Annotated in this window: 10 protein-coding genes; all 10 read left to right on the top strand. The window is 64.3% G+C overall.

Annotated elements, in window-relative coordinates:
* The first annotated feature begins 14 nt into the window (after positions 1-14).
* Positions 15-1,367, top strand: coding sequence for a hypothetical protein (locus C5N93_RS18525; protein ID WP_242560410.1), 1,353 nt, complete (start codon positions 15-17; stop codon positions 1,365-1,367).
* A gap of 1 nt (position 1,368) precedes the next feature.
* On the top strand, positions 1,369-2,742 hold the full coding sequence (locus C5N93_RS18530) for a CpaF family protein (RefSeq protein ID WP_242560411.1): 1,374 nt from the start codon (positions 1,369-1,371) through the stop codon (positions 2,740-2,742).
* Positions 2,739-3,665 (top strand): type II secretion system F family protein, encoded by a 927-nt coding sequence (locus C5N93_RS18535; RefSeq protein ID WP_242560412.1) that lies wholly within the window; start codon positions 2,739-2,741, stop codon positions 3,663-3,665. The genes C5N93_RS18530 and C5N93_RS18535 overlap by 4 nt, the downstream gene beginning before the upstream one ends.
* Positions 3,666-3,712: 47 nt before the next feature.
* Complete coding sequence (locus C5N93_RS18540; protein ID WP_242560413.1) at positions 3,713-4,744, top strand: type II secretion system F family protein; 1,032 nt, start codon at positions 3,713-3,715, stop codon at positions 4,742-4,744.
* Between the two features lie 2 nt (positions 4,745-4,746).
* Complete coding sequence (locus C5N93_RS18545) at positions 4,747-5,820, top strand: tetratricopeptide repeat protein (RefSeq protein WP_242560414.1); 1,074 nt, start codon at positions 4,747-4,749, stop codon at positions 5,818-5,820.
* A gap of 86 nt (positions 5,821-5,906) precedes the next feature.
* The gene (locus tag C5N93_RS18550; RefSeq protein ID WP_242560415.1) at positions 5,907-6,497 is read left to right on the top strand and encodes a DUF3613 domain-containing protein; all 591 of its coding nucleotides are present in this window, start codon (positions 5,907-5,909) and stop codon (positions 6,495-6,497) included.
* 6 nt (positions 6,498-6,503) lie between these two features.
* On the top strand, positions 6,504-8,639 hold the full coding sequence (locus tag C5N93_RS18555; protein WP_242560416.1) for a pilus assembly protein TadG-related protein: 2,136 nt from the start codon (positions 6,504-6,506) through the stop codon (positions 8,637-8,639).
* A 226-nt stretch (positions 8,640-8,865) separates the two neighbouring features.
* Positions 8,866-10,272, top strand: coding sequence for a sigma-54 dependent transcriptional regulator (locus tag C5N93_RS18560; protein WP_242560417.1), 1,407 nt, complete (start codon positions 8,866-8,868; stop codon positions 10,270-10,272).
* A 343-nt stretch (positions 10,273-10,615) separates the two neighbouring features.
* Positions 10,616-11,341 (top strand): DUF2968 domain-containing protein, encoded by a 726-nt coding sequence (locus tag C5N93_RS18565; RefSeq protein ID WP_242560418.1) that lies wholly within the window; start codon positions 10,616-10,618, stop codon positions 11,339-11,341.
* A 363-nt stretch (positions 11,342-11,704) separates the two neighbouring features.
* On the top strand, positions 11,705-13,597 hold the full coding sequence (locus C5N93_RS18570; RefSeq protein WP_242560419.1) for a potassium transporter Kup: 1,893 nt from the start codon (positions 11,705-11,707) through the stop codon (positions 13,595-13,597).
* Positions 13,598-13,818 lie beyond the last annotated feature (221 nt).

The raw sequence follows: 13,818 nt of genomic DNA on the forward strand, positions 1-13,818 counted from the left end.
TAAGGAGTGCACAAATGAACGCACCGACGCGAATACTGGACACCATGACTGAGTTGCATCGCTTTCTTTTTTGCAGCGCACATGCCGGCCACGGACAGTGGCTCTCGGCCGCTTTGCGCGAAGAGGGCGTCGTGCTGCAAGAGGCCGGACGCCCGGCGCAATTGCAGCAGCGCATCGGCGATCTCGATCCGCAAGTCGTGTTGCTCGACTTCTCGGGTGAGCCGACCGGTCATGCCGACGAACCGCCCGATGGGGGCATCGCACAGGCCTCGGAGCTTGCCCAGATGCTCAAACGCGTGGCGCCCAAGCTGCCGCTGGTGGCCGTCGGCTCGATGGTGCGGGCCGATGGCATGAAAGCTGCCATACGTGCCGGTGTGCACGACTTCATCGACATGCATTCGACGCACGAGGAAGCCCTCGAAGTCGTGCGTCGCGTGATCGATCACACCCCGACCGTGACGAATGCCGCAGCACCGCAACGGCATGGCCGCTTCATCGTGCTGCTCGGCGCGCGCATCGGGGTGGGATGCAGCACGCTCGCCGCCCATCTGTCGCAGCTCGGGCAGGAGGCCTCGGTAGGGTCGAATCCTGAGCGTGCGGAACGCGCCGCCAAGGCTGCGAAGGCTGCGGGAAACAAGGACGACAAGTTCGACGGCTCGCTGCTCGGTCACGTCGCACTGCTCGATCTCGGCCTGCCGTCCGGCGACGGGCTGCTCTATCTCAACACGCAAAGCCAGTTCAGCTTCGCCGAAGCCGTGCAGAACCTGCGACGCTTCGACGAAACCCTCGTGCACACCGCCGTCTCGCATGCGCCGAGCGGGCTTGCCGTGCTGCCGCTGCCGCTCGATCTGGGCGATATGCGCAGCGTTGCGGCGGCCGATGCGCTGGCGCTCACCGACCGTCTGCGCGCGTTCTTCGATCTGATCGTGGCCGATCTGGGCGGCTTCTCGAATCCGGCGTTCGTCGCGAGCCTCGTGCGAGCAGCCGACGAGGTGTGGCTCGTGGTGGATCAGAGCGTCGGGGCCATCGTCTCGCTCGCGTCGATGCTGCGTGATCTGGAGGAAAAGGGCGTCGAGCGCAGTCATCTGCATCTCGTGCTCAACCGCTATGACCCGCGTTACGGCATGGCCGCTGACCAGATCGCCAAGCGGTTCGACGTGCCGTTGCTCGCCACGCTGCCGGATCGTCCGCTCGCCATGCTCTCCGCCACCAACCAGGGCAAGCTGATTATCGACACGGCGCGCGGCGACCCCTATGTCCGCGCGCTGCAACCGTTAGTGGAGCGCCTGCTTTCCGCACAACATGCGGGCGCTGCAGCACAACGCCAGTCGTCGGGCTGGCTGGGCCGATTCATGGGAAAGCACTGATATGACCGACTCCATCGAATTCGCCGACGACAAGCGCGCGTTTGCCAATTCACAGCAGTTCCAGGACATCAAGACCGCGGCGCATGAACATCTGCTCGCGCGCATCGAAGAGCTCGGCGCAGAATTCGGACGCTGGAGCCGCAGCGCGATTCAGCAGTTCGTCGATCTGGAAATGGACGGCTTCGTACGCTTGCGTCGCATTCCGATCAACGAGGCGGAGCTTCGTCAGATTTCCGATGCGCTGACGAAGGAACTGGCCGGCTTCGGTCCTATCGAGGACTTGCTGGCCGATGCGGCCGTCGAAGATATTCTGATCAACGGCTACAACGACGTGTACGTCTCACGTCGCGGGGTGCTCGCGCGCGAAGCGCTGCGCTTCTCGGACAACCAGCATCTGCTGCGTATCGTGCGGCGCATTCTCGCGCCGATCGGGCGGCGGCTGGATGAATCGAACCCGATGGTCGACGCGCGCTTGCCCGACGGCGGGCGTCTGAACGTCGTGATCGAGCCGCTGGCGGTCGACGGGCCGGTCGTCTCCATCCGTAAGTTCCGCAAGGATCCGCTCAAGCCGTCCGATCTGTTGGCGCTCGGCAGCTTCAACGAGGAGATCTACACGCTGCTTGAGGCGGCGGTGCGCTCGCGCTGCAACATTCTGGTGTCCGGCGGTACGAGCTCGGGCAAGACGTCGCTGCTCAACGCGCTGGCGAGTTTCATCCCGGCGACCGAGCGTGTGGTGACGGTCGAGGATACGGCCGAACTCTCGCTCAATCACCCGCACGTGGTGCGGCTGGAGTCGCGTCAGGGTGGCTTCGACGGTTCCGGTGAGGTGACGATTCGCGATCTGATCCGCAATAGCTTGCGGATGCGTCCCGACCGGATCATCGTGGGCGAAGTGCGCGGCTCGGAAGTGCTGGAAATGATGCAGGCGATGAACACCGGGCACGAAGGCTCGATGGCGACGATTCACGCCAACTCGCCGCGCGAATGTCTCTATCGTCTGGAGATGCTGGCGGGCTTCGCCGGCTTCCAGGGCAGCGAGAGCAGCCTGCGCCGTCAGATCACGAGCGCGCTCGATTTCATCGTGCAGATCGGCCGTTTGTCCAACGGGCGTCGACGCATTCTGTCCATTACCGAAGTCACCGGCGTGTCCGATACGGTGATCTCCACGCAGGAATTGTTCCGCCACGAATCGGTCATCGGCCCGGACGGCGAAGAGAAGGACAAGTGGGTGTCGCTGGGGCTTCAGCCGCATTCGCCCAAGCTGCAACGCTTCAAGGAGCAGACGCGCAATGCTGCGGCCGCCGCGCAGGCGCAGCAAGGCAACGTGCCGCCGGATTCGGGCGGCGGCGGTGGTTTCTTCGGACGCCGTCGATGAATCCCTTCGTGCTGTGGGCCGCCTGTATTGCCCTGCTGCTGGTCGCGGCAGGGCTGGAGCTGTGGCGTCGCACACATCAGCGCGTGCGCGAGCAGGCGACGAGCGCGTTCCTTGAGCGTCAACTCGCGCAGAACGCGCCGAGGTTTGCCGGCGGCGATACCGCCGGCGAGGTGCGTGCGCCGCGTCGCAAGTCCCTGCCGTGGGAGTTCTTCTTCGAGCGGGCGGGCGTGCAGACCGATTCGACGTTCTACGTCATGCTGATCGTGCCCGGCGTGTTGCTCACCCTCGGGTTCTGGATCTGGCAGGGGCCGCTCTCGGCCATCGTGATCCTGATCGTCTATGCCGTGGGCGTGGTGCTGCGCTATTGGCTCAAGGCGGCGCGGCGGCATCGCGACATCGTGCGTCAGTTGCCGGTGTTCCTCGACGGCATGGTCCGCATGCTCACGGTGGGTAACAGCCTGCCGGCCGCGTTCCAGTCAGCCGCGACCAATGCCGATTTGCCGTTGCGAGAATTGCTGGAGCGTGCGGTGCGTCAGGTGCAAGCCGGGGTGGAGCTGGACGTGGCGCTCAAGCAGATCGCCCGCGTGTATCAGGTGGACGAAATCTATCTGTTCGCATCGGTGGTCGATCTCTCGACGCGCTTCGGCGGCCGTGCCGACCAGATTCTCGCGCGCATGTCGGGCTTCATGCGCGACCGCGAGCAGGCGCAGGCAGAGCTGTTCGCGCTGTCGTCGGAGACACGCATGTCGGCATGGGTGCTCGCGGCGTTGCCGATTGTCGTCAGTGCGTTGCTGATGTTGCTCAACCCGAAGTTCTTCGAGCCGATGTTTCAGGAAGGCGCCGGGCAGAAGCTGCTGGCCATCGGTCTCGGGCTGGAAGTCCTCGGTGGATTCGTGTTGTACCGGCTGGCCAAATCGTTGTGAGCGGCGCGCTGCGCCGCTAACCCTCGCCAAGCGCAAGGATCTCGCATATGAACCTGTCGTCCCTGTCGGCCGATTCGCAAACGTGGATGATGCTCGGCCTGCTGATGGTCGCGGCAGGTCTGCTGCTGGCGGCGTCGGCCATTTTGCTGCGCGCGGTGCGCCAGGGACGCAACGAACGGGTGATCGATCAGGTGCTCGCGAATCGTCAACAGCAGGCGCTCGCGGCACTTCGTGCGGCGTCGGCACCGGCGGGCGCGCGTGCGCGATCGGATGATGAGACGGACGAGTCGCTCGGGAGCAGGCAGCGTGGCTGGCGCTCGCTGCTGGACCGGGCGGCAGCGCTCGGCAAGCAATGGTCGGAAACGCGCCTCGGCCAGAATCTGATCGCGGCGGAAGACCGTCTGCTGCTTGCGCAATGCGGCTACGACAGCGTGCGCGCCAAGTCGTTGTTCATCTTCTCGCGGGTGGCGTTGGCGGTGGTGCTGCCGTTGCTCGTCTGGTTGTGGTTCCCGGGGGGCGGCGGCATCGGCACGATACTGCGTCTGATTGGCGCGGCCGGCGCGGGATTGCTCGCGCCGAAGTTCTACATCCAGCGCAAGGCGGCACAACGTCGTCGCGATCTGGTCGACGAATTACCGCTGCTTATCGACTTGCTGCGTCTGTTGCAGGGCGTGGGGTTGTCGATGGATCAGAGTCTGTACGTGGTGGTCTCCGACTTCCGCGAAGTGCTGCCGATCCTGTCGAAGGAGTTCGAAGCCGCCAATCGTCAGTACGCATCGGGACGCGGCCGCGAGGCGTCGATGGGGCGCTTGCGCGAGGTCTATGACAACGACGATCTGCGCGCGCTGGTGCGGCTCATCGTGCAGGTCGAGCAGCACGGCGGCGCGGTGCAGGAACCGTTGCAACAGTTCAGCGACCGCTTGCGCGAGCAACGTCGTCAGACGATGAAGGAGCGCATCGGCAAGCTGACCGTAAAGATGACGCTGGCCATGATGCTCACGCTGCTGCCGGCGTTGATGCTCGTGGTGGCGGGGCCGGCGATTCTGTCGCTGACCAAATCCATGGAGGCCATGAATTGACCATGCCGATCCAGACGCAACACCTCACGCGCGAGCCGTCGGGCCGCGTGAGTCGGAAGGCTTCGTCGCTGCGCGCTGCGCTGTTCCTCGGACTGAGCGCGGCGCTGCTCGCCGGGTGCAGTAGCGGGCCGACGCTGGGCGGTTACGGCGCGCCGTCGGCCGCCGCGCTCATGCAGGCGCAACAGAACGACGAGGAGCGGGCCAAGGCCGCGAAACCCGATACGCGCGAGTTGTACTTGTCGATGATTCGTCAGTCGCAGGAGCAGGGGTCGTACTTCGCCTCGCTCGCGCACATCGAGCAGTTCCGGATTCAGTACGGTTCTGCACCTGACGTCGACATTCTGCGGGCCGATGCGCTGCGCGAGACCGGACAACCGGAGCAGGCCGAGCAGGCCTATCGTGCGTTGTTGGCGAGCAGCGAGGCTGCTGCCGCATGGCACGGCATCGGACTCGTGGCGGCGCAGCGAAAGGATTACGCAGGTGCCGCTCAGGCGCTGCGGGAGGCCGTGAGCCGCGCGCCGACCGAGGCGTTCTATCTGAGCGATCTTGGCTTTGCGCTGCTGAACAACGGCGACACGGCGGGTGCACGCGTGCCGCTCGCGCAGGCGGCCGAACTCAGGCCCGACAGCCGCAAGGTGCTTAGCAATCTCGCGGTGTATCTCGTCGTGATGGGTGACCGCTCGCGCGCCGACGACATGATGACGAACGCCAAGATGCCGCAGACCACGCGCGACGCGATCAACAAGCTCGCGTCCGACATCCGCGCGAACACCCGGGCGCGCAAGCAGGCAGCGGACGCCGCAGCCGCGCGTGCGGCAGCGCAGGCGGCGGCGTCGCTCGTGCCACAGGCGGCGCCGGTTGCGTCGGCTGGGGCGACGGCCTCGCGTGCCGATGCCGGTGGGCCCGTGGTGGTGCGTCTGACACCGGGGCCGGCCGATGCGGTGCAGAGCACGACCACGCCGCAGCAGGCGTCGGCGAAGGCGGCGACGTCCGACGCGAAGCTCGCGCGCGCAGGCGAGTCCGCGCGCAGCGACATGCCGACGTCGATGCTGGATCGTTTTGCGCACTCGCAGTAAGGCGCTCGGACCGGGTTGACCGGGCGACAGCGGTGACAAGAGCAGTCCATGTGTTGCGAATCAGGCAACCTTAGGGAGAGGTAATCATGGCAGTCCAGAAACTTCAGCGACATCCGGGTATGCGCACGGTGACGGCCATGCAGGTCGGATTGGCCGTGTTCACGCTGTGGGCCGGGGCCGCCACCGCGCAGGGCAACACGCCGCTCACCGGATCGATGGGTGGCGCGGACGCACGCGCCGTGGCATCGCCTTCCACGGCTCAGACCGTACAGGTCGCACAGGCGTCGCCCGCAGCCGATACGACGCAGCAGGCGCCCGCCGCGCAAGCGGCAGCACCAGCGCCTGTTCAGGCGGCCCGCACGCCGACCAATGTCGTGCGCCGTACTACGCCGCCACGCGTCGGCGAGCACGCCCGCGATGGCATGCTGGGCGACGAGACGGAAGCGTTGCTCGCCGTGCAGGGCAACAATCTTGCCGCCGGACCCGGGTTGCCGATGCTCGGCGCAACCGCGTCGCGTGCTTATCGTCGCTATCTGGAAAGCTTCAACTACGCGATCCCGGCGTTCTTTACGACGATGGTGCAAAGCGATAGCGGAGGTGGTGGTGGAGGCGGCGGCGGTGGGGGCGGCAACGTCGGCACCAGCGGAAGCTCGGCGGGGGCTGGCGCGAGCCAGTGATGCGTCATGAAAGCGCGTGCGCGTGTGCGCCCCACGAAGCCCTCGACGACCACGACGGTAGCGCCGTCGACCGGATGTGACCGGCGCTCAGGGTGGCTGCCGGCGCGTCAACGCGGCTCGGTGCCGATCCTCGCCTTCATCTTCCTGATCGTGGTGCTGATTCTGGCGTTTGCGATCGATGCGGGTTACGCGTTCATGAAGCGACGCGACCTGCAACGTACGGCGGACATGGCGGCGCTCGCGGGGGCGCAGACGCTGCCAGGGTGCGCCAACGCCACGTCGTACGACACGGTCGCACGTGCGAATGTCACCTCGAACCTCGGTAGCAACGTGACCGGGCTGACCGTCGCGACGTCCTGCGGTATCTGGACTTCGCCTGCGGCGTCGTCCAGCACGCCCGGCACGTTCGTGGCGGCGACGTCGGCGAATGCGGCAAATGGCAACGCGGTGTCTGTCTCGCTGACGCTGGGCGTGCCGTCGTTCTTCCAACTGGCGGGCACGCGCACGATTGCCGCCAATGCCATCGCGCGCAAGGCCCCGGCAGTCGTGACGTTCACCGTCGATTCGGGCTTGCTGGCGCTCAATGCCAACAACTCGGTGCTCGCGCCGCTGCTCAACGCGGTCGGGATCACGCCGTCGCTGTATGTCGGCGCTGCGCAGCAACTCGTGGGTGTGAACATCACGCCCAAAGGACTGTTGCAGGCGCTCGGTGTGCCGGTGACGGGGGACGTGAGCGTGGCGTCGCTCTCGGGGGTGGCGGCTGTGAAGAACCTCACCGTGGGCACGCTGCTGAGCGCGACGAACACGGCGCTTGCCACGCAGAACGGGGCGTTGTCAGCCTCGGTCACGGCAATGAACAACCTCATCAACGTGTTCGCGAACAGTCCGGTCCTGAATTTGCCGATCAACCTGCTGGGCACCGCGACGTCGCCCGGCATCATCGCGAACATCGATGCCGCCGGGGTGAGCGCCGCGAACGCGCTGAGTGCGAACGTCGGCATCTCCGATCTGATTACGGCCGCCATCATCGGCGCGAACGGCAACAACGCCGTGGCCGTGCCGTCGCTCTCGATTCTCGGCGGGACGGTGTCGGTCGTGGCGCGAGTGATCTCGCCACCGCAAATCGGCGTCGGAGGCGTGGGCGCCACAGCGACGAACGCGCAGGTGCGGCTGTTCCTGACGGTCAACTCGGCGGCGTCGTCCGCCGGTCCGCTTGCCGGGATTCTGAGCGCCGTGGGCACGCAACTGAATCTGCCGCTGGTGCTTGAAGTGGCACAGTCGACGGCGACGGTCACGGCATTGCAGTGTGGCGCGACGCCCTCGACCACCTTGCAGGTCAACTCGGGACTGGTGAACGTGTGCGTGGGCGCTGCGGCATCCGGGGTGAATGTGCAGACCGATCCGCGCAGTTGCACAACGCTCATGACGCAACGCACGAACATTGCGACGTTGCTCGGCCTGATCAACGTGGGGGCTAACGTGAACTTGTCGCTTGTGACGAATTCGCCCGCGCCGATCACGTTTACCGGGCCGTTCCCGCAGAAGGTCGGGCCTATCGGGTCGAGCGTGGATCTGAGTCAGATCGTCAAGGCGTTGCTGACCGGGCTCTCGCTCGACGTGAGTGCTGGCGGGACATCGACGTCCGGGACCATCGGCACGGGGCTGGTGAACAATGTGCCGTCGGCACTCGCGGGGTCGTCGATCTCGACCGTGAACAGTTTCCTGAGCACGGCCGCCGCCGGATTGAAGCAGACGACCAATGCGCTTGGCACGACGCTCGGCGGTGTGCTGACGCTCAATCTGCCGCAGGTGCTGGGCGGCGTGGGCGGGCTGGTGACGGGATTGGTCAACACGCTGGGCGGCATCGTCTCCGGGTTGCTGGGCGGTGTCACTGACCTGCTCTGCAATCTGTCGGGTAACGCCAATCAATGCCGTATCAATGCCGTATCGGGATCGATCGGCACGTCGGATATCTCGCCGGTGCTCGGCAGCGTGCTCTACACCTTGCTCAATCCGCTGCTCACGCCGCTGAGCAACGTGCTCAATACGCTGCTGTCGTCGCTGGGCATCACGCTGGGCATGACGACGGTCACGGTGGACAGCATCAACTGCCAGAACGGGCTGGTGCAGCTAGTGTATTAGCGGCGATCGAACGCGGGTGAGATCGCTGGAACAACGGTGCCCGACAGGATGTCGGGCGTTGTGTGCGTGGCAGGATTCAAGGCGCAGTAGATGGCGCGGTGCAAGGCGAAGATGACGCAGCGAATCACGAACAAAACGATCAGTGATGCCCGAAATGGAGCCGGGCCGGCGCACTGAACTTCACCATGACGAACGCCGGGGGGCGTTCGCCAACGAGCGGACAAGCATGAAAAGCAAGCCAGTACGTGAAGATCTCGATGTGTATGTGTGGGAGGGCAAGTCGGATATCGCAGACCGGGTGTCCCACTGTCTCGCGAGCTTCGACATGGAAGTCATTCGGGCGGACGGCGTCGATCTGTCGCGCGAGCGCACGCGCGTGCGTCCGTCCATCGCGGTGGTGAGCGTGTCGGTGATCGAGGGCGCGTCGACCAATGCGAACGAATGGCAGCTCGGCCACGGCATGCCGGTGATCTGGGTCGCGACGACGCCGCGCGAGAACGACGGACGGGTGTTCCCGCCGGAGTACAGCAACATCCTCACCCTCGACTTCTCCGGTGCAGAGCTGCGCACACTGATCTTCAAGCTGTCCGGGGCGATCGCAGAGGCCGATCAGGCGCCGGTGCCCACCGACCCGCTCGTCGCGCAGTCGAGCGCCATGCTCGGCCTGCTCGCCGAAGTCGATGCTTTCGCCGATTGCGATTCGAACGTGCTGATCCACGGCGAGACCGGCGTGGGCAAGGAGCGTATCGCCCGCCTGCTCCACGACAAGCAGAGTCATTACGGACGGGGGCCGTTCGTTGCCGTGAACTGCGGTGCGATTCCCGACGGTCTCTTCGAATCGCACTTCTTCGGTCACGCCAAAGGCGCGTTCACCGGCGCGCTGTACTCGCACAAGGGGTATTTCGAGCAGGCCAACGACGGCACGCTCTTTCTCGACGAAATCGGCGACCTGCCGCTGTATCAGCAGGTCAAGTTGCTACGGGTGCTGGAAGATAGCGCCGTGACGCGCCTTGGCTCGGCGCAGCCCGTGAAGCTCGACTTCCGGCTGGTCGCAGCGACCAACAAGCATCTGAAGTCGATGGTGCGCGACGAGTTGTTCCGCGCCGACCTGTTCTACCGTCTTGCCGTGATTGAACTGCACATCCCGAGCCTGGAGGAGCGCGGGCCGGTCGACAAGCTGGCCGTCTTCACCGCCTATCTCGGCAAGGTCGTGGGCGATAGCGAGATCGGGGCGCAGGTGCCGGCGTGGTTGCGCGAACTGGTCGAGGGCGGTCTGTTTCCGGGCAACGTGCGCGAGATGCGCAATATCGCCGAGCGCGTCGGCATCATCTACCGGCAACTGGGCGGCTGGGACGAACGGCGCATTCGACCGATCTTCGACGCGCTGTCGATGGGCACGGTGGCGCGCGCGGACGACGCGTCGCGCGGCGGCGCAGCGGTGGGCGAGCGCGAACGTGCGCGCTGGGACGCCACCGAGCGGGCCCGTATCGTCGCGGCGCTCGACGCCAATGGCTGGCGACGTCAGGACACCGCCAACGCGCTGGGCATCAGCCGCAAGGTGCTGTGGGAAAAGATGCGCAAATACCAGATTCTCGGCAATGACTCGGAGCTGGCGAGCGAGTTTGAGGGCTGAGCCTGGCGCCGTCCAACGCCGAGGACAACGCGCTCTGCGTTGGTGAGGTCTCGGCGTGGCGTTTTATGACGGGATTTTTCTGACAAACAACTTCCGTCTGCCGGAAGTCCCGACGACCCTCAGTTGCGCCGTATCAACAGATGAAATTGCGGCGGCAGAATAACGCATTCCCTGCTTGGAAGACCGGGCCTCAATGGATAGAATTGTCGGCTATTGCGGGCATGCGGTTATCATTCCACAAATACGCAGGTATCAGATCCTCGGGACGGAGTCCGGGGTGGCGAATGAATGCGACGAATAAGGATCGTGAAACGATCCGGTCGATAACAGGAAAACAGATCAGATGAAAATCAGTGATTGCCGGGGGCGGTTGTGGTTGGGCGTGGGGGTGGCATGCCTGGCCGCCTGGGGGACGTCAGCAATGGCTGCCGACCCGGTCCGTGATGTGACTGGTGCGACGCCCGCGCAACTTGCAGCTCCGGCAGTGCCTGCACAATCGGCCAACGCGCCGGTGGCCGCATCGGGCACGATCCAGGAACTGCGCGATCGCATTCAGAACAAGGAAGTCACCGAATTGCGCACGACCTACAACGGTCGTTACGGCGCAAGCCTGCTGTTCTATCCGCAGACGCTGGGCTACTACGTGGCGCTGTTCCACGAAGGCCAGTTCTGGCGCGTGGTCAAGGTGAACAACGAGAAGAAGGCCGAAGCGCTGTATGCGGACTTCGTCCATCAGACGCAGGTGCTCGCCGACGTCGAGATCAACCGCATCAAGCTCGAAGCCCAGAAGGCCATGATCGAGCGTCAGTTGGCCGAGAGCGAAACGCGCCTCAATGCCGTGCAGAACGACCTCACTATCCAGCGTCAGCAGGAACAGGCGCTGGCGCAGAACCAGCAAGCCGTGCGTGAGCAGGCCGCTGCCCTCGAGACCGAGCGTAGTGCTGCGCGCATCCGCCTGAGCGACGTGCAGGGCCAGATCCGCTCGCTGGAAGCCCAGCAGAACAGTGTGGATTCGGATCTCGTGCGTTCAGTCAAGGGTTCGTCGAAGAAGACGACGCGTCGCCGTTAAGCCGCGCTTCAGACGTCCCAGCATGTGAGAAAGCCGCCTTCGGGCGGCTTTTTTCATTGGATGGCGTGCATGTCGGTACACCCAATTGCGGGGACTGTCGACTCACGAATCGCGCATGTCCGGCATATGTCGCGCATTTGCAACTCGAATAGCGGCGCCGCGTGCGTGGCCCAACGGCGGCAGGGGATGGGCAAAACCCTTGTGGCGCGGGACTGGTCACGGCGTCCGGCTCGTCATATCCTAGCGAGGCATGTCATGTAACAAGCCCGGCGATCAGGAACTGCCCGGGCTGGCGAGGGAACCGGCGCCCAGTTAGAATAGCGCCCATTTTGTGCAGCGCAATAAAGCGATTACCCAAACCTTATGACGCAAAACATTCGACACGGGCAGCGCCCTCAGGCCATGCCCGCGCTCATGGTGGCGGCCATCGGCGTGGTCTTCGGCGATATCGGCACCAGCCCGCTCTATGCGCTCAAGGAATGTTTCGATCCGCAGCACGGCATTCCGTTTAATCAACAGGCGGTGTTCGGCATCATCTCGCTGCTGTTCTGGGCGCTGGTGATCGTGGTTTCCCTGAAGTACGTCTTGTTCGTGATGCGAGCGGACAACCGCGGCGAAGGCGGGGTGCTCGCACTCATGGCGCTCAGCCTGCGCAGTGTGAGGTCGGGCAGCCGATGGGCCTCCGTCCTGATGATGCTGGGGATGTTCGGCGCCTGCATGTTCTATGGCGACGCCGTGATTACCCCGGCCATCTCCGTGATGTCGGCGGTCGAGGGGCTGGAGATCGCCGCGCCGTCGCTGTCACGTTTCGTGCTGCCGATCACGATCGTCATTCTGATCGTGCTCTTCTCGATGCAGAAGTCGGGGACCGCCAAGGTCGGGCGTCTGTTCGGCCCGGTCATGGTGCTCTGGTTCGTGATTCTCGGCGTGCTGGGCGTGTACAACATGGTGCTCGCGCCGGAGATCGTGAAGGCCATTAACCCGTACTACGGCATCCATTTCATCCGCACTCACGCGTTGCAGGCCTACATCGTGCTCGGCTCGGTGTTCCTCGTGCTGACCGGCGCAGAAGCGCTGTACGCGGACATGGGGCACTTCGGTATCCGTCCGATTCGCTTCGCCTGGTCGGTGCTGGTGTTTCCGGCGCTGGCGCTGAACTACTTCGGTCAGGGGGCGTTGCTGCTGTCGAACCCGAAGGCCATCGAAAACCCGTTCTTCCTGCTCGCGCCGGACTGGGCGCTGTTGCCGCTGGTGATCGTGGCGACGGCGGCCACCGTGATCGCATCGCAAGCGGTGATTTCCGGGGCGTTCTCGCTGACCAGTCAGGCGATTCAGCTCGGCTATGTGCCACGCATGAAGATTCTGCATACGTCGGATCGTGAGATCGGTCAGATCTACATGCCGGTCATAAACTGGTCGCTGCTGCTGGTCATCATCTGGATCGTGCTGGCGTTCAAGTCATCGAGCAATCTGGCGGCCGCTTACGGCATTGCCGTGACGACGACGATGGTCATTACGACCATTCTCGCGTGTGTGGTCATGGTCAAGGTCTGGAACTGGAACAAGTTCCTCGTCGCGCTCATCATCACGGGCTTTCTCGTGGTCGACTTCGCGTTCTTCGGCGCGAACCTGATCAAGGTGGAAGAGGGCGGCTGGTTGCCGCTCGCCTTGGGCGCGTTCCTGTTCTTCATGCTGATGACGTGGCACAAGGGCCGGCAGTTGCTGCGCGAGCGCACCGCCGCCGACGGCATTCCGCTCGGGCCGTTCCTGCAAGGTCTGCTGGCGCACCCGCCGCATCGCGTGGCGGGCACGGCCATCTACCTGACGGGTGGCAATACGCTGGTGCCGGTGAGCCTGCTGCACAACCTCAAGCACAACCGTATCCTGCATGAGCGCACGATCTTCCTGACGTTCCGCACGCTGGATGTGCCTTATGCCGAAGATGCCAGCCGCATCGAGGTCAAGGACCACACGGGCGGGCTGTACAGCGTGGTTGCGACGTTCGGTTTCAACGAGACGCCGGACGTGAAGGAAGTGCTGCATCTGCTCGAAGAGAAGACAGACATGCACTTCGAGCTGATGGATACGTCGTTCTTCCTCGCGCGCGAGACGGTCGTGCCGACCAAGCTGCCAGGCATGTCCATCTGGCGTGAACGCTTGTTTGCGTGGATGCATCAGAACGCTGCCAAACCGACCGACTTCTTCAGCATTCCCGCGAACCGCGTGGTTGAGCTGGGGACGAAGATCGAGATCTGACGCGGCGTATCGCGACGCGGCGAAAGCAAGACGTAAAAAGCCCGCTCAAACGAGCGGGCTTTTTAATTGGGATTGTCCCGTCCTGAAATAGGTTGACACTTTTTCGTTGAAACGAGGAGGTGGCAAATGGAGCAAGGGATTAAGCGGACACAGCGAGACTACAGCCTGGCTTTTAAGCTGTCAGTGGTCGAGCAAGTAGAAAAAGGCGAGTTGACCTATAA

The sequence above is a fragment of the Pandoraea sp. LA3 genome (genome assembly GCF_022696215.1).
GTDB classification, from domain to species: domain Bacteria; phylum Pseudomonadota; class Gammaproteobacteria; order Burkholderiales; family Burkholderiaceae; genus Pandoraea; species Pandoraea capi.

What these genes read in the sequence shown, in the direction of transcription:
- C5N93_RS18525 (WP_242560410.1), top strand. Translation starts at nt 15, where the DNA reads ATGAACGCACCGACGCGAATACTGGACACCATGACTGAGTTGCATCGC.
- C5N93_RS18530 (WP_242560411.1), top strand. Translation starts at nt 1,369, where the DNA reads ATGACCGACTCCATCGAATTCGCCGACGACAAGCGCGCGTTTGCCAAT.
- C5N93_RS18535 (WP_242560412.1), top strand. Translation starts at nt 2,739, where the DNA reads ATGAATCCCTTCGTGCTGTGGGCCGCCTGTATTGCCCTGCTGCTGGTC.
- C5N93_RS18540 (WP_242560413.1), top strand. Translation starts at nt 3,713, where the DNA reads ATGAACCTGTCGTCCCTGTCGGCCGATTCGCAAACGTGGATGATGCTC.
- C5N93_RS18545 (WP_242560414.1), top strand. Translation starts at nt 4,747, where the DNA reads ATGCCGATCCAGACGCAACACCTCACGCGCGAGCCGTCGGGCCGCGTG.
- C5N93_RS18550 (WP_242560415.1), top strand. Translation starts at nt 5,907, where the DNA reads ATGGCAGTCCAGAAACTTCAGCGACATCCGGGTATGCGCACGGTGACG.
- C5N93_RS18555 (WP_242560416.1), top strand. Translation starts at nt 6,504, where the DNA reads ATGAAAGCGCGTGCGCGTGTGCGCCCCACGAAGCCCTCGACGACCACG.
- C5N93_RS18560 (WP_242560417.1), top strand. Translation starts at nt 8,866, where the DNA reads ATGAAAAGCAAGCCAGTACGTGAAGATCTCGATGTGTATGTGTGGGAG.
- C5N93_RS18565 (WP_242560418.1), top strand. Translation starts at nt 10,616, where the DNA reads ATGAAAATCAGTGATTGCCGGGGGCGGTTGTGGTTGGGCGTGGGGGTG.
- C5N93_RS18570 (WP_242560419.1), top strand. Translation starts at nt 11,705, where the DNA reads ATGACGCAAAACATTCGACACGGGCAGCGCCCTCAGGCCATGCCCGCG.